This window comes from Streptomyces sp. NPDC048352 (assembly GCF_040651895.1).
Taxonomy (GTDB): Bacteria; Actinomycetota; Actinomycetes; order Streptomycetales; family Streptomycetaceae; genus Streptomyces.
Map to the genome: position 1 here is coordinate 46876 of NZ_JBEZKZ010000024.1, position 21001 is coordinate 67876.

Below are 21001 nucleotides of genomic sequence, written 5' to 3' on the forward strand. Positions count from 1 at the left end.
GGAAGGGCCCGGCGCGCGGGGTGCGCGCCGGGCCCTTCTCACCGGGTCGGGGCGGTTCAGCCGAGGAGGCCGCCGACCAGGCCGGGCTTCTTGGTCGGGGTGTCCCCGCCGGATCCGCTGCGGGTCCCCGAGGAGGTGGCCGGCGGCTGCTGCGGGCTGGACTGCTTCGGGGTGCTGCTCCGGGGGGTCTGGCTGCCGCTGCCGGAGCTCTTGGTGGCGCTGGGCGCCCCGGAGCCGGTCCCGGTGCCTCCGCGGGCCGGGGAACCGCTGCTGGTGCGGCCGGACTTGGCGGCGGGCTCGGAGGGTGCGGCGGAGGGCGAGGCCTGCTTCGAGGGCTGCTGCCTGGCCGGTGCGGGCTGCTTGGCGGGGGCCTGCGGGAGCGGGCTGCCGGGGAGGTAGTTGCTCGGGGCCTGGCCGGGGCCGGGCACGGTGACGACGGTGGAGGAGCGGACGGCCCCGCCGAGGAGGGAGCCGATGAGCAGGGTGAGCCCGCAGACGACGGTGGCCATGACGGCGCCGCGGCGCAGGACGCGCCGGCGCAGCCGCCAGACCTCGGAGCGGGGGCCGAGCGTGCGCCAGGCCTCCCCCGCGAGGCGTCCGTCGAGGGAGTAGACGGGCGCGCCGGCGATGATCAGGGGGCTCCAGGCGGCCAGGTAGATGATGTCGGGCGCGTCGTAGGCGGGGACGGTCTTCCAGCTGACCGTCATCAGCAGGGCGGCGGAGAGCAGGGCGCCGATGCAGGCGGCGAAGCGCTGCCAGAGCCCGAAGACGGTCAGGACGCCGACGATCACCTGGAGGAAGGCGACGCTGAGGCCGGCTCCCACGGGGTGGGCGAGGGCGAAGTCGCGCAGGGGCTCGGCCAGGGCCCAGGGGTGCAGGGTCCGGAGCCAGGTGACCATGGAGCCGCGTTCGCCGCCGTCGAAGTAGACGGGGTCGCACAGTTTGCCCATGCCGGCGTAGATGGAGATGAAGCCGAGGAAGACGCGCAGCGGGAGCAGCACGACGCCGAGGTTCATCCGGCGGCCGGGGTAGTAGGAGGCCTGGGCGCGGGTGTCCTGGGCGGGGCGCCGGCCGTCGGCGCCGACCTCGGGGTCGGGGCCCGTGTAGGGGCCGTCGTACGGCCCGTGGGGTTCGTACGGCTGGTGGGGCCGGCGCGGGAGGTCGCGCACGGCGGCGAGGGAGCGGGTCTCGTCGGGGTCGCCGTAGGTGCGCTGGCCGATGACGGTGGGGGTGGCGAGGGTGTCGTCGCCCAGGTCGTGCGCCAGGTCGATGCGGGGGATGGTCTGGGTGGCGGCTCCGCCGTCGTAGTCGTCGCCGCGGCGGGCCTCCCGTACGGCCTGGAGGAGTCCTCCCGTGGCCGCGGCGTCGTCGCCGGGGGCGGACTTGCCGCTCCAGACGACGGGCGCGCGGCGCCGGGCGGCTCCGGCGGCCGCCACGGCGGCGGCGCCGAGGACGGGCGCGCGGCCGGGGGCATTCGCGGGCTTGGAACGCGCGCTCGGGCTCGGTGCGAGCCGCACGCGGAAGCTGGCGTGGTTGACGATGACCTGTGCGGGGTCGCACGGCACCTTGACCATGCTCAGCGCGGGCTGGTCGTCGAACCCTGACGTTCTGGTGTCCACACTCATCTAACCGAGTGACGGGTGGTTAGGACACTGCCTTGACACGAGGGATCTGTCCGAGACCCGTCAAGATCAAGTCGCCCCGCCCGGAAGGGGCGGGGCGACACGCTCACGGGTCATGTCCCGTGGGCCAAGTGGATCAGGCGGGGCGGCCGGCGGGTGCGGCCGTCCGGGTCAGGCGCGGCCGCGCTGGTCGCGCTTGCGCGCGGCCTCGTACAGCACGACGCCGGCGGCGACGCCGGCGTTCAGGGACTCGGCGCCGCCCGGCATGGGGATGCGGACGAGGTAGTCGCAGTTCTCGCCGACGAGGCGGCCGAGGCCCTTGCCCTCGGAGCCGACGACGATGACGACCGGGCCGGAGAGGGCTTCGAGGTCGCCGACGGTGTGCGTGCCCTCGGCGGCCAGGCCGACGACGGCGATGCCGGCCTTCTTGTACTCCTGCAGGGCTCGGGTGAGGTTGGTGACGCGGGAGACCGGGGTACGGGCGGCGGTGCCGGCGGAGGTCTTCCAGGCGCCGGCGGTCATGCCGGCGGCGCGGCGCTCGGGGATGACCACGCCGTGCCCGCCGAAGGCGGAGACGGAGCGGACGATCGCGCCGAGGTTGCGCGGGTCGGTGACGCCGTCGAGGGCGACGATCAGCGGGTCCTCGCCGTTGTCGTACGCGGCGGCGGTGAGGTCCTCCGGGTGCGCGTACTCGTACGGGGGGACCTGGAGGACCAGGCCCTGGTGGTTGAGCCCGTTGGTCATGCGGTCGAGCTCGGGGCGCGGGGCTTCCATCAGGTTGATGTTGCCGCGCTCGGCCGCGAGCTGGAGGGCTTCGCGGACGCGCTCGTCGTTGTCGATGAACTGCTGGACGTAGAGGGTGGTGGCGGGGACGCCGTCGCGCAGCGCCTCGAAGACCGGGTTGCGGCCGACGACCATCTCGCTGGTGCCCTTGGGGCCGCCGCGGCGGGGGGCGGGGCGGCGCTTGGCGGCCTGGCGGGCCATGGCGTTCGCGATCCGGTTCGCCTTGTGCTTCTTGCGGTCCTCGGCCTTGGGCGTGGGGCCCTTGCCCTCCAGGCCCTTGCGCCGCTGCCCGCCGCTGCCGACCGTGGCGCCCTTCTTGTTGGACGTGCGGCGGTTCCTGCGCTGGCTGTTCCCGGCCATGACCTCTACCTGTTTTCGTTGGTGCTGCGATATGTACGTATGAAGAGTGTGCCGCCCGGACGGCCGGGCGGCCACCACGTGCGTCCGGCGGTCAGCGGGGGCCGAGCGACCAGCGCGGGCCGGTCGGGCCGTCCTCGATGACCAGGCCGGACTGCTGGAGCTGGTCGCGGATGGCGTCGGCGGTCGCCCAGTCCTTGCGGGCGCGGGCGGACTCGCGCTGCTCCAGGACCAGCCGTACGAGGGTGTCGACGGCCCCGTGGAGGTCCTCGCCGCGGTCGGCCTCGCCCGCCCAGTGCGGGTCGAGCGGGTCCAGGCCGAGGACGCCGAGCATGGCCCGTACCTCCGACAGGCGGGCGATCGCCGCGTCCTTGTCGTCGGCGGCCAGCGCGCTGTTGCCCTGGCGGACCGTGGTGTGGACGATGGCCAGCGCCTGCGGGACGCCCAGGTCGTCGTCCATCGCCTCGGCGAAGGCCGGCGGGACCTCGGCGGCGGCCTCGACGGTGCCGCCCGCCTTCTCGATGACGCGCTGGTAGAAGCCCTCGATGCGGGCGAAGGCGGACTCCGCCTCGCGCAGCGCCTCCTCGCTGTACTCGATCATCGACCGGTAGTGCGGCGTGCCGAGGTAGTAGCGCAGGACGATGGGGCGCCACTGCCTGACCATCTCGGAGACGAGGACCGAGTTGCCGAGGGACTTCGACATCTTCTCGCCCGACATGGTGACCCAGGCGTTGTGCACCCAGTAGTGCGCGAACTCGTCGCCGTAGGCCTTGGCCTGGGCGATCTCGTTCTCGTGGTGCGGGAAGACCAGGTCGAGGCCGCCGCCGTGGATGTCGAAGGCCGTGCCGAGGTACTTGTGCACCATCGCGGAGCACTCCAGGTGCCAGCCGGGGCGGCCGCGGCCCCAGGGGGTCTCCCAGGACGGCTCGCCGGGCTTGGCGGACTTCCACATGGCGAAGTCGCGGGGGTCGCGCTTGCCGGTCTCGCCGGTGGACTCCGGCTGGCGGATGTTCTCCAGCTCCTGGCGGGACAGCGCGAGGTAGCCGGGGTACGACTTCACGTCGAAGTAGACGTTGCCCTCGGACTCGTAGGCGTGGCCGCGCTCGATGAGCCCGCGCATCATCTCGACCATCTCGGTGACGTGTCCGGTCGCGCGGGGCTCGTAGGTGGGCGGCAGGCAGCCGAGGGCGCTGTAGCCCTCGTTGAAGGCGCGCTCGTTCTCGTAGCCGATGGACCACCAGGGGCGGCCCTGCTCGGCGGACTTCGCGATGATCTTGTCGTCGATGTCGGTGACGTTGCGGACGAAGGTGACGTCGTAGCCGCGGTAGGTGAACCAGCGGCGCATCATGTCGAAGTTGAGGCCGGAGCGGATGTGCCCGATGTGCGGGGCCGCCTGCACGGTCGCGCCACACAGGTAGATCGAGACGCAGCCCTGGACGAGCGGGACGAAGTCGCGGATCTGCCGGGCGCTGGTGTCGTACAGGCGAATAGTCACGGCATCCAGGGTAGTGCGCCTGCGGCAGTGCCCCGCGACCGTTTGAGGCCACCCGGACGGTTTGTTGCCGAAGAGGTGACGTCCGGGCCCGCCCCCGCGTTCCCGTACGTCGTACTCAGCCCCGGTTCGTCCGGTAGACGAGGGCGGTGGCGATGGCGGCGAGCCCTTCGGCGCGGCCGGTGAGGCCGAGGCCGTCGGTGGTGGTGCCGGAGACGGAGACGGGGGCGCCCGCCGCCGCCGCGAGCGCCTTCTGTGCTTCCTCGCGCCGTTTGCCGATCTTCGGGCGCACCCCGATCACCTGGACGGCGATGTTGCCGATCTCGAAGCCCTCGGCGCGCACGATCCGGGCGGCCTCCGCCAGGAGGGTGACCCCGGCGGCGCCGGACCACTCGGGGCGGGAGGTGCCGAAGTGCGCACCGAGGTCGCCGACGCCGGCGGCGGAGAAGAGGGCGTCGCAGGCGGCGTGGGCCGCGACGTCGCCGTCGGAGTGGCCGGCCAGGCCGTCCTCGCCCTCCCACAGCAGGCCGGCGCACCACAGTTCGCGGCCGGTCTCGAAGGCGTGCACGTCGGTGCCGATGCCGACGAGCGGGACGAGGGGCAGGTCAGTAGACATCGGTGGCCCTCCTGCGGGCGAGTACGGCTTCGGCGAGGACCAGGTCGAGCGGGCGGGTGACCTTGAAGGCCTCCTCGTGGCCGGGGACGGTCACGACGGTGACCCCGGTGCGCTCCACCATGCCCGCGTCGTCGGTGGCGCCCTCGCCGCTGACGGCGATGGCCTCGTGCGCGCGCAGCAGGGTGGCGAGGTCGAAGCCCTGCGGGGTCTGCACGGCGCGCAGCCGGGCCCGCTCGGGCGTGGCGACGACCGGCTCGGGCTCGCCGGGCGGGCCGGGCTCGACCTCCTTGACGGTGTCGGCCAGGGGCAGTGCGGGGACCACGGCGGGGGCTCCGCCGCGGACGGCTTCGACGACCGCGTCCACGGTGTCGACGGGGACCAGCGGGCGGGCCGCGTCGTGGATGAGTACGGAGGTGATGTCGGCCGGGAGGGCGTCCAGGCCGGCGCGCACGGACTCCTGGCGGGTGTCGCCGCCGGGGACGACCAGGACCTCGGTGCGGTCGGGCAGGGCGTGCTCGTCCAGGAGGTGGCGCACCTCGGCGGCGCCGTCGGGCGGGGCGACGACGACGACCAGGGCGACGGCGCGGGAGCGGGCCATGGCGCGGACGGCGTGGATCAGCATCGGGGTCCCGCCGAGGGCCCGCAGGGCCTTGGGGGCGCCGGGGCCGAGGCGTACCCCGCGGCCGGCGGCCGGGATCACCGCGGCGGTGCGGTGGGGGCGCGATTCGTCAGACATCAGGAGCTCCGAGCCAGGTTTCCGAGCCAGGTTTGTGACTTCGGGCGACATGGGTATGGCCTTGGGCGTGGCCGGTGGGCGCCGGGTGGACAGGACCGGTGGGGCGGGGCCGGGTGCGGACGTCCGGGCGTGGCGGGCCCGGGTGGATGCGGGGTCCGGGTGCGGCGTCCGGCGTGTTGCGGGGGTTGACCAGCCGGGTGCGCGGTTAAGGGTGCGCGCGGCCGGGCAGGGGCAGGTGGTGGGAGCGGGTGCAGACATGCCGCAGCGCCCGGCAACGGCCCTCTCGTTGGGAGAGAGGGCGAGTCATCGGGCACCGCGGCACACTGTGGCCGGTTCGAGCGTCAGGACGCAAGAACCTCGTCGAGGAGGGCCTCAGCCTTGTCCTCGTTGGTGTTCTCGGCGAGCGCGAGCTCGCTCACCAGGATCTGACGCGCCTTCGCGAGCATGCGCTTCTCACCAGCGGAGAGACCGCGCTCGCGCTCACGACGCCACAGGTCACGCACTACTTCCGCGACCTTGATGACATCGCCAGAAGCGAGCTTCTCCAGATTCGCCTTGTAACGACGGGACCAGTTCGTGGGCTCTTCTGCGTACGGTGCGCGGAGCACCTCGAAGACCCGGTCCAGCCCGTCCTGGCCGACTACGTCGCGAACGCCGACGAACTCCGCATTGTCCGCAGGCACACGAACCGTCAGGTCGCCCTGGGCGACCTTGAGCACCAAGTAGGTCTTGTCCACGCCTTTGATCTGGCGAGTTTCGATGGCCTCGATCAGCGCGGCCCCGTGATGGGGATAGACCACGGTGTCGCCAACCTTGAACGTCATGTGACAGGTACCCCTTCCGTGGCTATCCAGGGTAACACGAGAACTGACTGTTATGAATGGCGTTTTCGCAGGTCAGGGCACATCTCGGGGCTTGACAACAGCGACACGAACGTGCTGCGGAAGGCTTCCGGAAGGGGGTATTCGCAGGTCGGAGGCGCTGTGCGGACCGGGCGAAACGGCCACGTTACACCTGGCGGTCACGGCCACGAGTGTGACGTACGTCCCGTTTTGCCGGGTTCCCGGACCGGAAACCGAAGTACTCCGTTCGACTGGCGGCCGCCCGTACGCAGTGGGTTCCGGCCCAATCTGGAATTGATCACGGACCGCGTTCGAGGGAATCCCGGAATTGATCACGCGGCGCTCCCGGACGGGATAGCGGAATGCAAGATCGCGGGGACGGCGCAGCGCGGTGCCCGCCCTGCGGAGGGTCGGGTGCGGGGGCGGGGCGGCGGCTCGGTAACCTAAGCCCGCTGACACACCCTTAGGGCGGCTTTACCTCAGCCGCTCTGAGTGCCTGTACCCGTCCCGTCCGTACGTCCAAGGAGTTGCCGCCGCCGTGAGCCGCAGCCTTCGACGCGGCGCTCTCGCCGCTACCGCCGTCGTGTTCTCGCTCGCCTCGCTCGCCGCGTGCGGCGCGGGCAACGACGCGCAGACTCTCGAGATCAAGCCGGACAACGCCGCTGTCACCAAGGGCGACATCAAGATCCAGAACGCCCTGGTGATCACCAAGGGCGAGAAGGACAAGAAGGGCCCGGCCGCCGTCTCGGCGACCGTGTTCAACGCCGGCAACAAGCCCCAGACCCTGGACGGGATCACCCTGGCGGGTGGCAAGTCCAAGGTCGTCCTGAAGCCCGCCGAGGGCTCCGGCAAGGTCACCGTGCCCGCCGGCGGCTCCGTGGTGCTGGGCGGCAAGGGCAACGCCTCCGCCGTGGTCGAGGGCGGCCGCGAGGCCGTCAAGAACGGCGACGTGCAGAAGGTCGTCTTCCAGCTGAGCAGCACGGGCGACGTGGAGATGGACGCGCTGGTCGTCCCGGCCGCCGGCATGTACGTCGGCTACGGCCCGACCGAGGCTCCGGTCGCCGCCCCCGGCGGCGCCCCGTCGGGCAGCCCCTCGGGCTCGCCCTCCCCGGCCGTCTCGGGCTCCCCCGCCCCGTCGGGCTCCCCGGCCGCCGGCGCCACCCCGTCGGGTGCCGCATCGGGCTCGGCCTCCGCGTCGCCGTCGCGCAGCGCCGGCCACTGAGCGCCGTACCGCAGCCGTAAAGAGGGGAAGGGCCCCAGCCGCATCGCGGCTGGGGCCCTTCCCCGTGTGCGTGCGGCCCTGGCCGGCCTTTCGGGGCCCGGCCGGGCCGCCGTCGGCCTGCGGCCTACGGCTCGAACTTGTAGCCCAGGCCGCGGACGGTCACCAGGTAGCGCGGCGCGCCGGGATCGGGCTCGATCTTGGCGCGCAGGCGCTTGACGTGGACGTCGAGGGTCTTGGTGTCGCCCACGTAGTCCGCACCCCAGACCCGGTCGATCAGCTGCATGCGGGTCAGCACGCGCCCCGCGTTGCGCAGGAGCATCTCGAGCAGGTCGAACTCCTTCAGCGGGAGGTCCACCTTGGCCCCGCCGACGGTGACCACGTGCCGGTCCACGTCCATCCGTACGGGGCCCGCCTCCAGGGCCGCCGGGGTGACCTCCTCCGGCTCGCCGCGGCGGCGCAGCACCGCGCGGATGCGGGCGACCAGTTCCCGGGAGGAGAAGGGCTTCGTGACGTAGTCGTCGGCTCCTATCTCCAGGCCGACGACCTTGTCGATCTCGCTGTCCTTGGCGGTCACCATGATCACGGGGACGTTGGAGCGGCCGCGCAGCTGCCGGCAGACCTCGGTGCCCGGCAGACCGGGCAGCATCAGGTCCAGGAGGACGAGGTCGGCGCCGTTGCGCTCGAACTCGTCGAGCCCGTCGGGCCCCGTCGCGGCGATCGCGACCTCGAAGCCTTCCTTGCGGAGCATGTAGGACAGGGCGTCGCTGAAGGATTCCTCATCCTCGACGACGAGCACTCGGGTCACGGAAGGACCTCCGGGGCAGGAATGACTGGTTCTGGGTCAAGCAGGGGTCTGGCGGGTCCGGGGGCGGTCGCCGGGGCCGGCGCGGCCGCCTCGGGAAGGCGCAGGGTGAACGTGGAGCCCTGGCCCTCGGAGCTCCATACCGACACCTCCCCGCCGTGCGAGGCCGCCACGTGCTTCACGATGGCGAGGCCCAGTCCGGTTCCTCCCGTAGCGCGGGAGCGGGCCGGGTCGACGCGGTAGAAGCGCTCGAAGATCCGCTCGCGGTCCTTCTCCGGGATGCCGATGCCCTGGTCGGTCACGGCGATCTCGATCAAGTCTCCCCCCGGCGCGGTCACCCGGCGCGCGGCGATGCCGACGCGGGTGCGGGCGGGGCTGTAGTTGACGGCGTTCTCCACGAGGTTCCCGAGGGCGGCGGCCAGCTGGCCCCGGTTGCCCCAGACGCGCAGGTCGGCGGTGCCTCCCGCGGCCATGGTGATCTGCTTGGAGGTGGCCGTGTGGCGGCAGCGGTCGATGGCCTCCGCCACGAGCGTGTCCACGCGTACAGGCTCGGCGTCCTCCAGCGGGTCGTCGTTCTGCACCCGGGAGAGGTCGATGAGCTCCTGTACGAGGTTGATCAGGCGGGTGGCCTCGATCTGCATGCGGCCCGCGAAGCGGCTGACCGCCTCGGGGTCGTCGGCGGCGTCCATGACCGCCTCGGAGAGCAGGGAGATCGCGCCGACCGGGGTCTTCAGCTCGTGCGAGACGTTGGCGACGAAGTCGCGGCGGACCGCTTCGATGCGGCGCGCCTCGGTGAGGTCCTCGACCAGCAGGAGCACCAGGCGGGAGCCGAGGGGGGCGACGCGGGCGGAGACCGCGAGGGCCTCGCCCCGGCCGGTGCCGCGCCGGGGCAGGTCGAGCTCGACCTGGCGTATCTCGCCGTCGCGCCGGGTGTCGCGGGCCATGTGGAGCATGGGCTCCACGGCCAGCTTGCCGCCGCGGACCAGCCCGAGGGCGTACGCGGCCGAGCTGGCCTTGACCACGGCGTCGCCCTCGTCGAGGACGACGGCGGAGGAGCGGAGCACGGAGAGGACGGTGTCCACGCCGGGCGGGAGCACCGCGTTGATGTCGGGGCGCATGGAGCTCCGGGTGGGGCGGGCCTGGTCGCGCTCGCTCCAGCGGAACGCCAGCATGGCGATGACGCCGGTACACAGACCGGCGATCGCCGCAGCTGCGGCGACCGCCGCGTTCACGTCCATGGATCCAGGTTAAGCAGGCCGGAGGACACTTCCACAGCCGTTCGGGTGGCACCTCGAACAGTCGTCGCCCAGAGTTCACCCTGACGACGGGGTTGATTCATGTGGGGTGCCGGAGTCGGACGCGTTGGCGACGGAACGTGCAACCGTGGGGATGACCGCCCCCGCGAGAGCAGTGACGAGCAGGCAAGCAGGCAAGAGAGGGACACCATGCGCGACGCGTACCACGAGGAACTGGACTCGATCGGAGAAAGCCTGGTCGAGATGGCCCGGCTCGTCGGTTCCGCGATCGGGCGGGCCACCACCTCCATGCTGGACGCCGACCTGAAGCTCGCGGAGAGCGTCATCGCCGCCGACCAGAAGGTGGACGACCTCCAGCACGACCTGGAGGCCCGGGCCATCGCGCTGCTGGCCCGCCAGCAGCCGGTCGCCACCGACCTGCGCATCGTGGTGACCTCGCTGCGGATGAGCGCCGACCTGGAGCGCTCGGGCGACCTGGCGCAGCACGTGGCGAAGCTGGCCCGGCTGCGCTTCCCGGACAGGGCGGTGCCGCGCGACCTGCACGCGACGATCCTGGAGATGGGGCAGCTGGCGCAGCGGCTGATGGCGAAGGCGGCCGAGGTCATCATCACCAAGGACGTGGACCTGGCGCTCCAGCTGGAGCAGGACGACGACGAGATGGACCAGCTCCACCGCACCCTCTTCCAGCACCTGATGGACGACCGCTGGAAGCACGGCATCGAGACGGCGGTCGACGTGACGCTGCTGGGCCGCTACTACGAGCGGTTCGCCGACCACGCGGTGTCGGTGGCCAAGCGCGTGGTGTACCTGGTGACGGGCGAGCACGCGGACGAGCTCCAGCACCCGACGCAGGTCGAGGGCGTCTGACCCCCTCGCGGCGGCACGCCCCAATGCGCCGTTGACGCGCCGGTGCGGCTGGGCATGAATGAGGCGAAGGCACCACGACTTCCCGTACGCCGCCTGCGAGGAGGCACCATGCCCGAAACCCCTGTCCCCATCACGCCGGAACAGGAGCCGCCGCCCCGTCCGGAGCCGCTGCGCCTGCCGCTGCTCGCGGCCTGCGGCTGCGGCTCGGGCTGCGGCTGCGGCTGCCAGTCCGGCGCCCCCTGCCAGTGCGGCGGCTGACCGGCCGCCGCCGAGGAGGGCCCCGTCCGTCCCGGACGGGGCCCTCTTCCTATGCGGGTTGCTCCGAGGGCGGGCGCGGTCAGTCCGCCCGGCGGACCAGGCCGGCCATCGGGGAGCGGGAGGTCCAGCCCAGGGCCTCGTACAGGGCCCTGCCGTCCGGCGTGGCCACCAGGACCCCGTCCCGCGCCCCGGCCTCCCGGGCGGCGTTCTGCAGCGTGCGCATCACCAGGGCGCCCAGGCCCCGGCGCCGCTGGTCCGCAGCGGTCTCGATCTGGTCCGGCACCGCGGTGCGGCCGGCCAGGCCCGCCTGGCCCCTCGCCGCCAGCCGTCCGTCCCCGGCCCGGACCAGGACCTTGATCACACCGCCGCGGGTCCAGGTCGTCACGGTGTACCCGGCCGGCGGCGGCCCGGCCGGCGCCGGGGCGAGCGGCAGGGTCATCAGGAAGCCGGGGACGTCCGTCTCCCACCCGTCCCCCGCCCAGGGCCGTACCACCTCGTCCGGGGCGAAGAGCTTGAGCCAGGTGGCCGCGGGGGCGGTGGCGGCGAGCTTGCGGACATCGGCCTCGGCGGGCACGGGCAGCACGTGCCGGACGACCTCCTTGGGCAGCCCGACGGCGACCGTCCACCCCCACGGTTCCCCGACCGGATCGGCCGCGCAGCGCGAAACGGTCCAGCCGTCGACCCACTGCTTCACCCAGCCGGTGATCTGCTCCTCGGACACGACTCCCCCTGCGTAATGATCCATTGCCAGCAGGGGCCATTACACCACCACCCGACCCCCGCCCCGCCGAAACAGGCGACGCCCCGCACACGACAACGCCCCCCACCGGCGCCGTACGCGCGGGTGGGGGGCGTGCTCGCGAGAGGTGCTACTTCTTGCCCTGGTTCTTCACCGCTTCGATGGCGGCCGCGGCGGCGGTCGGGTCGAGGTAGGTGCCGCCCGGGGTGAGGGGCTTGAAGTCGGCGTCCAGTTCGTAGGCGAGCGGGATGCCGGTGGGGATGTTCAGGCCCGCGATGTCGGCGTCGGAGATGCCGTCCAGGTGCTTGACCAGGGCGCGGAGGCTGTTGCCGTGCGCGGCGACGAGGACCGTGCGGCCGTCCAGCAGGTCGGGGACGATCGCGTCGTACCAGTACGGCAGCATGCGGACGACGACGTCCTTGAGGCACTCGGTGCGCGGGCGCAGCTCCGGCGGGATCGAGGCGTAGCGCGGGTCGTCCGACTGCGAGAACTCCGTGCCGTCCTCGAGGGCCGGCGGCGGGGTGTCGTACGAGCGGCGCCACAGCATGAACTGCTCCTCGCCGAACTCGGCGAGCGTCTGGGCCTTGTCCTTGCCCTGGAGGGCGCCGTAGTGGCGCTCGTTCAGGCGCCAGGAGCGGTGGACGGGGATCCAGTGGCGGTCGGCGGCCTCCAGCGCGAGCTGGGAGGTGCGGATCGCGCGCTTCTGGAGGGAGGTGTGCACGACATCGGGGAGCAGGCCGGCGTCCTTGAGCAGCTCACCGCCGCGGACCGCCTCCTTCTCGCCCTTCTCGTTGAGGTTGACGTCCACCCAGCCGGTGAACAGGTTCTTCGCGTTCCACTCGCTCTCGCCGTGGCGGAGGAGGATCAGCTTGTACGGTGCGTCGGCCATGCGTACGAGCCTAATGGACGCCGTGGGGCGCCCGTGGCCCCCGATTGACGGTCGGCGTCAATCCAGTGGACGGCGGCGGGCGGCGTTCGTAATGTGCCCAGGGAGCCAGGGGTACTTACATCATCGGGGGGAACCGCATGTCCGCTGCCAGTCTGAGACGGGCTGCCCGGGAGAGCGTGTCGGGTCTGCCGCGCGCGTTCTGGTGGCTGTGGGCCAGCACGCTGGTCAACCGGCTCGGGGCCTTCGTCGCGACCTTCATGACCTTGTACCTGACCCTGGACCGGGGCTACTCGGCCTCCTTCGCGGGACTCGTGGTCGCCCTGCACGGCCTGGGCGGGGTGGTGTCCTCGCTGGTGGCGGGCGTGATGGCCGACCGGCTGGGGCGGCGGCCAACGCTGCTGGCGGCGCAGGCCTCGACGGCGTTCTCGGTGGCGCTGCTGGGGTTCATGGAGCACCCGGCGGCGATCGCGGCGGTGGCGGGGCTGGTCGGGATGACCTCGAACGCCTCGCGCCCGGCGGTCTCGGCGATGATGGCGGACATCGTCCGGCCGGAGGACCGCGTACGGGCCTTCGCGCTGAACTACTGGGCCATCAACCTCGGCTTCGGGATCAGCTCGGTGATCGCCGGGGTGGTGGCGGAGTACAGCTACCTGGCCGGCTTCCTGGGCGAGGCCGCGCTGACGCTGCTGTGCGCGGTGCTGGTCTTCGTGAAGCTGCCGGAGTCGCGGCCCGTGAAGGAGGCGGCGGCCAAGGGGGCGGAGCCGGAGACCGGACTGGGGACCGTGCTGCGCGACGGGCGGTTCATGGCGGTGGTCGGGCTGTCCTTCCTGATCTCGCTGATCTTCACGCAGGGCTCGGTGGGCCTGCCGGTGGCGATGGGCCGGGCCGGCTTCTCGCCCGGTGACTACGGACTGGTCATCGCGGCGAACGGGCTGCTGATCGTGCTGCTCCAGATCCCGGTGACCCGTTTCATCGAGCACCGCGACCCGCGCCGGCTGCTGGTGGTCTCGGCGCTGCTGGCGGGGTACGGCTTCGCGATGACGGCCTTCGCCGGGGCGCTGTGGGCGTACGCGCTGACGGTGTGCGTGTGGACGCTGGCGGAGATCGTGAACTCGCCGACGCAGATGGGGCTGGTGGTGCGGTTGTCGCCGGTGCACGGGCGGGGCCGGTACCAGGGGATGTACACGATGTCGTGGTCGGTGGCGGCGCTGGTGGCTCCGCTGATGGCGGGGTTCGTGATCGACCGGTACGGCGCGGGGTGGCTGTGGGGTGTCACGGGCGCGCTGGGCACGGTGGCGGCGGCGGGGTACGGGCTGCTGATGCGGAAGCTCCCGGAGGGGGCGGGGGCGGCGGTGGCTGCGCCGGCGCCGGCGCCGGGGGCAGCGGCTGCATCGGTACCGGTTGCGGAGCCGGTGGCCGTGGCGGTGGCGGTGGCTGCGCCGGTGGCGGTCGCGGAGCCGGCCGGTACGGCCGCGGCTCCGGGTGCGGTCGCCGCCGAGGCGTAGCGGGCCGTCCCGGGTGCCCGGTCGGGCGGGCCGCTGCGCGGAGCTGTCCCCTACCCGCCCTTCCCCCGTTCCCCGGGCTCTGCCCGGACCCGCGCCTCAAACGCCGGCGGGGCTGGGTTCGGCACGCAGCCGGACGGGGTCCATGGCACACGGCGCCGGGCCGGGGCCCGGGGCGGGGCCCCGGGGAACTGGCCAGGGCGGGACGCCGGACGGGGCGCAGCCCCCGGGGAAGAGGCCAAGGACCGGACGCGGGCTGCCGCGCAGCGGCGAGGGGCGGCTCGGCGCGGGGACTGCCGTGCAGCGGCGAGGGGCGGGTCGGCGCGTGGCGGCGGGGCCCGGTCCGGGTCAGGGGGACGGGTGGGTCAGGTGTTTGAAGGCGTCCAGGTTGTGGGTCGGTTCGCCGCGCGAGACGCGCCATTCGTACTCGCGCCGGATCGCGCTCGCGAAGCCCAGCTCCAGCAGGGTGTTGAAGGCGCCGTCCGCCGCCTCCAGGACGGTGCCCAGCAGCCGGTCCAGGTCCTCCGGGGTGATCACCGACAGCGGGAGCCGGGCCGTGAGGTAGACGTCGCCGAGCGGGTCGACCGCGTACGCCAGCCCGTACAGCTTGAGGTTGCGTTCGAGCAGCCAGCGGTGGACGCCCGCCTCGTTCTCGTCGGGGTGGCGGATGACGAAGGCGTTGACCGACAGCGAGTGCCGGCCGATCCGCAGGGAGCAGGTGGTGCTCAGCTTGCGGGTGCCGGGGAGCTGGACGACGTACGAGCCCGGCTCGGGGCTCTCCCAGCTCAGCTCGGCGCCGGCCAGCGTGGACTCGATGATCGCGGCGGTGTCAGCGGCGGTGTCAGCCATGGTGGGAGCGTACGCGACGGCGATGATCATGCATGGCCGCGGTGTACACGTCGGCGGTCCCGCTGGCGGCGGTGTCCCAGCCGAAGAACTGCGCGTGCCGCGCGGCCTCGGCGCCCATCCGGTCCGTGAGACCGGGGTCGTCCACGAAGCGCCGCAGCTCACGGGCGTAGTCCACCGGGTCGTGTCCGGGTACGAGGATCCCCGTCACCCCGTCGTTGACGGCGACCGGCAGTCCGCCGACCTCCGCCGCGAGGACCGGCGTGCCCGTCGCCTGGGCTTCGATGGCGACGAGGCCGAAGGACTCGTTGTAGGACGGCATGACCAGCACGGACGCCGCCCGGAACCAGTCGGCGAGCCGGTCCTGGGCCACCGGCGGGTGGAAGTGGACGAGGTCGGTGATGCCGAGCTTCGCGGCGAGCTTCTGGAGCCCCTCGGGCTTGGCGAGGCCGCTGCCGCTGGGGCCGCCGACGACGGGGACGAAGAGGCGGCTGCGCAGCGAGGGGTCGCGGTCGACCAGCTCGGCGACGGCCCGCAGCAGGATGTCTGGGGCCTTAAGCGGCTGGATGCGGCCCGCGAACAGCGGGATCACCGCGTCCTGCGGCAGGCCGAGGCGGGCGCGGGCGGCGGCGCGGCCGTCGCCGGTGGTGAAGCGGTCGAGGTTGACGCCGGGGTGGACGACGGCCACCTTGCCGGGGTCGGCCTCGTAGTGCCGTACGAGCTCCTCGGCCTCTTCGGCGGTGTTGGCGATGAGCCGGTCGCCGGCGGCGACGATCTGGGTCTCGCCGATGACGCGGGCGGCGGGCTCGGGGGTGTCGCCCTCGGCGAGCGCGGCGTTCTTGACCTTGGCCATGGTGTGCATGGCGTGCACCAGGGGCACGCCCCAGCGTTCGGCGGCGAGCCAGCCGACGTGGCCGGAGAGCCAGTAGTGGGAGTGGACGAGGTCGTAGTAGCCGGGGCGGTGGCCGGCCCAGGCCTGCATGACGCCGTGGGTGAAGGCGCACAGCTGGGCGGGCAGCTCCTCCTTGGCGAGGCCTTCGTACGGGCCCGCGTCCACGTGCCGTACGAGGACTCCGGGCGCGAGCTCGACCACGGGCGGCAGGCCTCCGGTGGTGGCGCGGGTGAAGACCTCGACCTCTATGTTGATCGCGGCGAGGCGCTTGGCGAGCTCGACGATGTAGACGTTCATGCCGCCGGCGTCGCCGGTGCCGGGCTGGTGCAGCGGTGAGGTGTGCACGCTGAGCATGGCCACGCGGCGGGGCTTGCGGTGGTGGCCGACGGCGGGCAGGCGCAGGCGGGGCGCGTCGGGGCGGGCGCCGCGCGCGGCGGCGATGCGACCGCTGATGGTGCCGCCGAGGCGGGACACGTACTGGCTCAAGGGAGCAGTTCCTCTCGCTCGGACGACGGTCGACGGTCCTCTGCGACCCCGCGCTGGTGGGCGGGGTCGGCAGCGCCGGTGGGGCGGCATGGCTGCGGGAGCGCGGTCGGCGCCCTGCAAGGAGTGCAACCCGTGGGGCGGCCCGCCGCATTCCGGGGGCCCGGAAGTTCCTGCGCGATTTCCGGATTCTTATCCTGGCCGTACCCTCCGCTTACGCTCGGCGCATGGTCTCCCGCAGCACCCCGCCGTCCCCGAGGCGCCCCGTCGGCACCGTGACGCGCGGGACGACGAACCCGAACCGGCTGCGCCGCATGGACCGCTGGATCGCCGCCGCGCACGGGGCCGCGCTGCGGCGGGCGGACGCGCCGGTGGCGGTGGACCTGGGGTACGGGGCCGCGCCGTGGACGGCGGTGGAGCTGCTGGCGCGGCTGCGGCAGGCGGCGCCGGGGATCCGGGTGGTCGGCATCGAGATCGAGCCGGCGCGGGTGGCGGGGGCGAAGCCGTACGAGCGGGAGGGGCTCACCTTCCGGCACGGCGGCTTCGAGGTGCCGCTGGACGGGACGGCCGGGGATCCTGTGGGGCACGCGGCGCTGATCCGCGCGGCGAACGTGTTGCGCCAGTACGACGAGGAGCAGGTCGCGGAGGTGTGGCAGCGGCTCTGCGCCCGGCTGGCCCCGGACGGGCTGCTGGTGGAGGGGACCTGCGACGAGATCGGCCGGCGGCACGTGTGGGTGGCGCTGGGGCCGGAGGGGCCGCGCACGGTGACCTTCGCGACCCGGCTGGGGTCGCTGGAGCGGCCTTCGGACCTGGCGGAGCGGCTGCCGAAGGCGCTGATCCACCGGAACGTGCCGGGTGAGCCGGTGCACGCGTTCCTGCGCGACTTCGACCGGGCGTGGGCGGCGGCGGCTCCGTACGCCTCGTACGGGGCGCGGCAGCGCTGGATCCGGACGGCGCGGGCGCTGTCCGCCGACTGGCCGCTGGCGGACGGTCCGGGGCGGTGGCGGCAGGGGGAACTGTCGGTGCGCTGGGAGGCGTTGCGCCCGGCGGGGTGAACCTGGCGCTGCGGGGAACCGGCGCCGGAGGCGGCCCGTTGAGTCGGCTGGGACGGTCGGGGGTGGCCGGTCATGATCGGAGAGGCATCCGGAGGGTGTTGGAATTCACCGAGTCGTGGCACCATCCCGGAGACAGTGCCAAGTTACTGATGAATAGTCAGATCTGATGTCCGGTGACATCGATGTGACCCGGGGTGCCTGGGGGAGCCATGGGGACCGTTAAGCGTGCGTCGTCGCGTCGGCAGGGGGCGTCCGCCCTCACACTGCTGTGCGCCATGGCGATACTGGCGGCCCCCGGACTCGCGGGCACCGCGTTCGCGGCGCCGTCCGCACCTCCCGCCCCCTCGGCCCCCGCCGCGCCCGCGCGCCCCGCGCCGGGCGGCAAGTCCCTGGAGCAGATCCGCAAGGAGATAGAGGACCTCTACCGCCAGGCCGGCACCGCCACCGACGCGTACAACCTCGCCGAGAGCGAGACCAAGGCGCAGTCCGAGCGGATCGTCCAGATCGCCAACCTGGTGGTGGCGGGCCAGGACCGCATCTCCTCCCTGAAGGACCGGGCCGGCGCCGCCGCCCGCGCCCAGTACCGCTCGGGCGGCCTGCCGCCGGGCGCGCGGCTGGCGTTGAGCGACAGTCCGGCCGACTTCCTGGACGGGACGGGCCGGTTGCGGCAGGGCGAGAAGGCCACCACGGACCTGCTGTCCGAACTGAACCGCACGCAGACCGACTTGGAGCGGTACGCCAAGGAAGCGGGCGCGCTGTGGCAGAAGATGGAGGACAACAGGGTCAAGAAGGAAGCCGCCAAGAAGGAGATCGAGGAGAAGATCAAGACGGCGGAGGCCCTGGAGAACAAGCTGGAGGCCGAGGAGAAGGCGAGGCTGCTCCAGCTGGAGCAGGAAGCGCAGTACCAGGCGCAGACGGCCTGGCTGTCGGCCGGCGCCATGAAGGACGTCAAGGGCGCGGCCACGGACGCGGGCAAGCGGGCCGTGCAGTGGGCCACGGCGCAGATCGGCGCGCCGTACGTCTGGGGCGCCACGGGGCCGAACGCCTTCGACTGCTCCGGGCTGACCTCGCAGGCCTGGCTGGCGGCGGGCCGGGGGATCCCGCGCACCTCGCAGGAGCAGCTGCGGCTGCTGCCGAAGGTCCCGCTCAAGGACATGCGGCCGGGGGACCTGATCATCTACTTCGACGACGCGAGCCACGTGGGCATGTACGTCGGTGACGGCGCGATGGTCCACGCCCCGCGGCCGGGGCGCACGGTGACGATGGCGGGCGCGGGCTCGATGCCGATCAAGGCGGTGGTCCGCCCGGACGCGTGAGCCCTGGCCGGGCGGTGACCCGACCCCCGGGCCGCCGGTCCCGGTACCCCGGCGGCCCCGGGGCCCCTCGCCCCGGCACCCCGGCGGGGACCCGACCCCGGGGCCCTGCCAGCCCCGGGGCTCCGGCCCCGGCCGCCGGTCTGGGCGCCCCGGGCCCGTGCGGCCCACTGCACGGCGCTACCGCGCCCGCGCCTCAAACGCCGGCGGGGCTGAAAGTGCGCTGCGCGCCCTCCAGCCCGCGAGGGTCCGGGCCGAGCCCGGGGTGATTCAGCCCCGCCGGCCTTGGAGGCGCGGTCCGGGGCGAGCCCGGGGGCCCTGGCGGCCCGGGGGTCTGGGCGGAGCCCGGGGGGTTTCAGCCCCGCCGGCCTTGGAGGCGCGGGTCCGGGCGGAGCTCGGGGAACGGGCGAAGGGCGGGTAGGGGACCAGCTCCGCGCAGCGGCACACCCCGCCGACGCCCCGGCCCCACCACCAGGCCCGGCCGAGCCGAGCACCGCCGGGACACGGCCCGAGCGCGGCGCAGCGGTGATCGCAGCGGCGCTCCAGGGGTATCTCGGTGGGCGGGATGCGGAAGGGGCGCGCCGTGACGTTGGTCATCCCCGCGGCGCGGTTTTTCCCCGCGATAGGGGCATATGACGGCGGCCCTCCCACGGCCGCCATTCCGTTCGCCGGTACCCGCCCGCTAGGGTCTGCCGCATGAGCGCACCCTCGGGGGGAGGCAAGGAACCGGAGACGATGCCTGTACCCGTACCGCGGCAGAGGGACATCCCCGCCCCGGACAGCGGCCCCGCCCCCCAGGCGTCGCTGACGCTGCTGGTGGTCGAAGACGACCCCGCCGGCGGCCTCACCGTCCCCGAGATCCTCGACGCCGACGGCCACCGCATCAGGATCCGCAGCGCCCGCAACCTCACCGAGGCCACCCGGCTGCTCACCCCCGACGTGCACTGCGTACTGCTCGACCTGGACCTGCCCGGGCCCGGCCCCGGCGAGGACGGCCTCGGGGCCCTGCGCGAGGTGCTGCGCATCGCCCCCCGCCACGCCGTCCTCGTCCTGACCGGCGAGGCCGACGCCGACCGCGCCGCCGAAGCCGTACGCGTGGGCGCCCAGGACTTCCTCTACCGCGACGAGCTCGACGGCCGGCTGCTGAGCCGCGCCATCCGCTACGCCGTGGAGAGAAAGCGGGCGGACATCGCCCAGTACAAGCTTGCAGAATCGAAACTGCGCGCCCAGGAGAACGCCCGCCTCGAACGCGGTCTGCTCCCCACGCCCCTCCTGGAGGGCTCCGACCTCCGCTTCGCCGCCCGCTACCGCCCCGGCCGCAGCCGGGCCCTGCTCGGCGGGGACTTCTACGACACCGTCCGCACCCCCGACGGCACCGTCCACGCCATGATCGGCGACGTGTGCGGCCACGGCCCCGACGAGGCGGCCCTCGGCGTCGAGCTGCGCATCGCCTGGCGCGCCCTGACCCTGGCCGGCCTGTGCGGGGACGACCTGCTCGCCACCCTCCAGGAGGTGCTGGAGGTGGAGCGCCCCTGCGAGGAGATCTTCGCGACGCTGTGCACGGTGGACATCTCCCCGGACGGCCGGCGCGCGGGCCTGTGCCTGGCCGGACACCCGGCCCCGCTGATCTCCCGGCCGGGCGGGCCGGCGCGGCTGCTGCCGTACGACGACAGCGGCCCGGCCCTCGGGCTGCTGCCCCGGGCCCGCTGGCCCCGGCGCCAGGTCGACCTGGGCGGCAGCTGGAGCCTGATGCTCTACACCGACGGCCTGATCGAGGGCCGCATCGGCGAGGGCCGCGAGCGGCTCGGCCAGGACGGCATGGTCGAGATGATCAACCGGCACCTGGAGCGCGGGCTGAGCGGCGAGGCGCTGCTGGAGGCGTCCGTCACCGAGGCCCGCCGGCTGAACGGCGGCGAGCTCACCGACGACGTGGCCGTCGTCCTGCTCTCCCGCGCGGCGGGCAGAACCCCGGCGGCCTGACCGGCGGACGGGGCTCAGCCCAGCGCACCCGAGGGGCCGAGACGGGGCGGCCCCGCGAGGCCGGAACGGGTCAGCGGCCGCCGTTGTAGGGGCCGTACGGGCCGTCGCTGCTGCTGCCGCCGCGGCGCGGGCCGCCGCCCGAGACCTGCTTGAGGGCGGGGCGCACGTCGACGAGGAACACGATGGTCGCCACCAGGCCGGCGATCTGCAGGAAGAGCATCCCGAGGAAGAAGTCCACCAGGACGGTCACCCCGAGGATGACCAGCCAGAAGGTCTTCGTCTGCTTCTCGGCGGCCCGGTACGCGTCCTCCCGCGCCAGCAGCGCGAGCACGAAGGCCACGACGGCGAGCGCCAGCATGGCGTAGCCGAGCAACGGGAGGACCCCGTTATCGAACCCCTGCATCAGCATCGTCTCGCCCGCCCTCTCGCATCCGGCACCAGTGACTCCG

Annotated in this window: 20 protein-coding genes; 7 read left to right on the forward strand and 13 right to left on the reverse strand. The window is 73.4% G+C overall.

Translation table 11 applies throughout. The annotated features are described in order from the left end of the window. Positions 1–56: 56 nt before the first annotated feature. From AB0D45_RS15365 to AB0D45_RS15390, 6 genes are all read right to left on the reverse strand, one after another. Complete coding sequence (locus tag AB0D45_RS15365) at positions 57–1625, reverse strand: DoxX family membrane protein (RefSeq protein ID WP_362458822.1); 1569 nt, start codon at positions 1623–1625, stop codon at positions 57–59. Between the two features lie 168 nt (positions 1626–1793). After that, positions 1794–2765 carry a 23S rRNA (guanosine(2251)-2'-O)-methyltransferase RlmB gene (gene rlmB / locus AB0D45_RS15370; protein WP_361598462.1) on the reverse strand — a complete coding sequence of 324 codons (972 nt, stop codon included), beginning with the start codon at positions 2763–2765 and terminating at the stop codon, positions 1794–1796. A 91-nt stretch (positions 2766–2856) separates the two neighbouring features. Then, on the reverse strand, positions 2857–4257 hold the full coding sequence (gene cysS / locus AB0D45_RS15375) for a cysteine--tRNA ligase (protein WP_362458825.1): 1401 nt from the start codon (positions 4255–4257) through the stop codon (positions 2857–2859). 115 nt (positions 4258–4372) lie between these two features. Then, complete coding sequence (gene ispF / locus AB0D45_RS15380) at positions 4373–4870, reverse strand: 2-C-methyl-D-erythritol 2,4-cyclodiphosphate synthase (protein WP_361598456.1); 498 nt, start codon at positions 4868–4870, stop codon at positions 4373–4375. Beyond that, positions 4860–5606 (reverse strand): 2-C-methyl-D-erythritol 4-phosphate cytidylyltransferase, encoded by a 747-nt coding sequence (ispD, locus tag AB0D45_RS15385; RefSeq protein WP_361598453.1) that lies wholly within the window; start codon positions 5604–5606, stop codon positions 4860–4862. The genes ispF and ispD overlap by 11 nt, the downstream gene beginning before the upstream one ends. Positions 5607–5947: 341 nt before the next feature. Next, positions 5948–6430: a CarD family transcriptional regulator gene (locus AB0D45_RS15390; protein ID WP_003953493.1), complete on the reverse strand. Its 483-nt coding sequence runs from the start codon at positions 6428–6430 to the stop codon at positions 5948–5950. A 556-nt stretch (positions 6431–6986) separates the two neighbouring features. On the opposite strand from AB0D45_RS15390, the gene AB0D45_RS15395 reads away from it, so the two are divergent. After that, on the forward strand, positions 6987–7670 hold the full coding sequence (locus AB0D45_RS15395) for a DUF461 domain-containing protein (RefSeq protein ID WP_361598450.1): 684 nt from the start codon (positions 6987–6989) through the stop codon (positions 7668–7670). Between the two features lie 124 nt (positions 7671–7794). Here AB0D45_RS15395 and AB0D45_RS15400 read toward each other — a convergent pair whose 3' ends face one another. Continuing rightward, positions 7795–8475, reverse strand: coding sequence for a response regulator transcription factor (locus tag AB0D45_RS15400; protein ID WP_042813788.1), 681 nt, complete (start codon positions 8473–8475; stop codon positions 7795–7797). Further along, the gene (locus AB0D45_RS15405) at positions 8472–9710 is read right to left on the reverse strand and encodes an ATP-binding protein (RefSeq protein ID WP_361610414.1); all 1239 of its coding nucleotides are present in this window, start codon (positions 9708–9710) and stop codon (positions 8472–8474) included. Before AB0D45_RS15405 ends, AB0D45_RS15400 begins: the two co-directional genes overlap by 4 nt. Positions 9711–9917: 207 nt before the next feature. Here AB0D45_RS15405 and phoU point away from each other — a divergent pair, with 207 nt between their 5' ends. Together phoU and AB0D45_RS15415 are read left to right on the forward strand one after the other, a co-directional pair. Beyond that, the gene (gene phoU / locus AB0D45_RS15410; RefSeq protein ID WP_361610415.1) at positions 9918–10595 is read left to right on the forward strand and encodes a phosphate signaling complex protein PhoU; all 678 of its coding nucleotides are present in this window, start codon (positions 9918–9920) and stop codon (positions 10593–10595) included. Positions 10596–10703: 108 nt separating this feature from the next. Beyond that, positions 10704–10853 (forward strand): hypothetical protein, encoded by a 150-nt coding sequence (locus tag AB0D45_RS15415; protein ID WP_361610417.1) that lies wholly within the window; start codon positions 10704–10706, stop codon positions 10851–10853. 79 nt (positions 10854–10932) lie between these two features. On the opposite strand, the gene AB0D45_RS15420 is transcribed toward AB0D45_RS15415, so the two are convergent. Together AB0D45_RS15420 and AB0D45_RS15425 are read right to left on the reverse strand one after the other, a co-directional pair. Beyond that, positions 10933–11574, reverse strand: a complete 642-nt coding sequence (locus AB0D45_RS15420) for a GNAT family N-acetyltransferase (RefSeq protein WP_362458831.1) — start codon at positions 11572–11574, stop codon at positions 10933–10935. A gap of 148 nt (positions 11575–11722) precedes the next feature. Continuing rightward, the gene (locus tag AB0D45_RS15425; RefSeq protein ID WP_361610419.1) at positions 11723–12481 is read right to left on the reverse strand and encodes a phosphoglyceromutase; all 759 of its coding nucleotides are present in this window, start codon (positions 12479–12481) and stop codon (positions 11723–11725) included. A 137-nt stretch (positions 12482–12618) separates the two neighbouring features. Between AB0D45_RS15425 and AB0D45_RS15430 the strand changes: the two genes are divergently transcribed. Next, complete coding sequence (locus AB0D45_RS15430) at positions 12619–13986, forward strand: MFS transporter (RefSeq protein ID WP_362458834.1); 1368 nt, start codon at positions 12619–12621, stop codon at positions 13984–13986. Positions 13987–14331: 345 nt separating this feature from the next. On the opposite strand, the gene AB0D45_RS15435 is transcribed toward AB0D45_RS15430, so the two are convergent. Together AB0D45_RS15435 and mshA are read right to left on the reverse strand one after the other, a co-directional pair. After that, a complete protein-coding gene (locus AB0D45_RS15435; RefSeq protein ID WP_362458837.1) occupies positions 14332–14832 on the reverse strand; it encodes a YbjN domain-containing protein in 501 nt (166 codons plus the stop codon). After that, positions 14825–16174: a D-inositol-3-phosphate glycosyltransferase gene (gene mshA, locus AB0D45_RS15440; protein WP_362458897.1), complete on the reverse strand. Its 1350-nt coding sequence runs from the start codon at positions 16172–16174 to the stop codon at positions 14825–14827. Before mshA ends, AB0D45_RS15435 begins: the two co-directional genes overlap by 8 nt. Before the next feature lie 257 nt (positions 16175–16431). Between mshA and AB0D45_RS15445 the strand changes: the two genes are divergently transcribed. The 3 genes from AB0D45_RS15445 (at position 16432) to AB0D45_RS15455 (ending at position 20552) form a co-directional block, all read left to right on the forward strand. Beyond that, complete coding sequence (locus AB0D45_RS15445) at positions 16432–17259, forward strand: class I SAM-dependent methyltransferase (RefSeq protein ID WP_362458840.1); 828 nt, start codon at positions 16432–16434, stop codon at positions 17257–17259. A gap of 209 nt (positions 17260–17468) precedes the next feature. Then, the gene (locus AB0D45_RS15450; RefSeq protein WP_362458842.1) at positions 17469–18575 is read left to right on the forward strand and encodes an NlpC/P60 family protein; all 1107 of its coding nucleotides are present in this window, start codon (positions 17469–17471) and stop codon (positions 18573–18575) included. Between the two features lie 732 nt (positions 18576–19307). Continuing rightward, positions 19308–20552 (forward strand): fused response regulator/phosphatase, encoded by a 1245-nt coding sequence (locus AB0D45_RS15455; RefSeq protein ID WP_362458845.1) that lies wholly within the window; start codon positions 19308–19310, stop codon positions 20550–20552. 70 nt (positions 20553–20622) lie between these two features. Here AB0D45_RS15455 and AB0D45_RS15460 read toward each other — a convergent pair whose 3' ends face one another. Then, positions 20623–20961, reverse strand: coding sequence for a DUF2516 family protein (locus tag AB0D45_RS15460; RefSeq protein WP_361604302.1), 339 nt, complete (start codon positions 20959–20961; stop codon positions 20623–20625). Positions 20962–21001 lie beyond the last annotated feature (40 nt).

Coding starts and splice junctions, on each gene's coding strand:
- ispF (WP_361598456.1), bottom strand. CDS start 4,870: ATGTCTACTGACCTGCCCCTCGTCCCGCTCGTCGGCATCGGCACCGAC.
- AB0D45_RS15405 (WP_361610414.1), bottom strand. CDS start 9,710: ATGGACGTGAACGCGGCGGTCGCCGCAGCTGCGGCGATCGCCGGTCTG.
- ispD (WP_361598453.1), bottom strand. CDS start 5,606: ATGTCTGACGAATCGCGCCCCCACCGCACCGCCGCGGTGATCCCGGCC.
- AB0D45_RS15365 (WP_362458822.1), bottom strand. CDS start 1,625: ATGAGTGTGGACACCAGAACGTCAGGGTTCGACGACCAGCCCGCGCTG.
- AB0D45_RS15455 (WP_362458845.1), top strand. CDS start 19,308: ATGCCTGTACCCGTACCGCGGCAGAGGGACATCCCCGCCCCGGACAGC.
- AB0D45_RS15435 (WP_362458837.1), bottom strand. CDS start 14,832: ATGGCTGACACCGCCGCTGACACCGCCGCGATCATCGAGTCCACGCTG.
- AB0D45_RS15450 (WP_362458842.1), top strand. CDS start 17,469: ATGGGGACCGTTAAGCGTGCGTCGTCGCGTCGGCAGGGGGCGTCCGCC.
- AB0D45_RS15415 (WP_361610417.1), top strand. CDS start 10,704: ATGCCCGAAACCCCTGTCCCCATCACGCCGGAACAGGAGCCGCCGCCC.
- phoU (WP_361610415.1), top strand. CDS start 9,918: ATGCGCGACGCGTACCACGAGGAACTGGACTCGATCGGAGAAAGCCTG.
- AB0D45_RS15390 (WP_003953493.1), bottom strand. CDS start 6,430: ATGACGTTCAAGGTTGGCGACACCGTGGTCTATCCCCATCACGGGGCC.
- AB0D45_RS15460 (WP_361604302.1), bottom strand. CDS start 20,961: ATGCTGATGCAGGGGTTCGATAACGGGGTCCTCCCGTTGCTCGGCTAC.
- AB0D45_RS15430 (WP_362458834.1), top strand. CDS start 12,619: ATGTCCGCTGCCAGTCTGAGACGGGCTGCCCGGGAGAGCGTGTCGGGT.
- AB0D45_RS15425 (WP_361610419.1), bottom strand. CDS start 12,481: ATGGCCGACGCACCGTACAAGCTGATCCTCCTCCGCCACGGCGAGAGC.
- rlmB (WP_361598462.1), bottom strand. CDS start 2,765: ATGGCCGGGAACAGCCAGCGCAGGAACCGCCGCACGTCCAACAAGAAG.
- AB0D45_RS15445 (WP_362458840.1), top strand. CDS start 16,432: ATGGTCTCCCGCAGCACCCCGCCGTCCCCGAGGCGCCCCGTCGGCACC.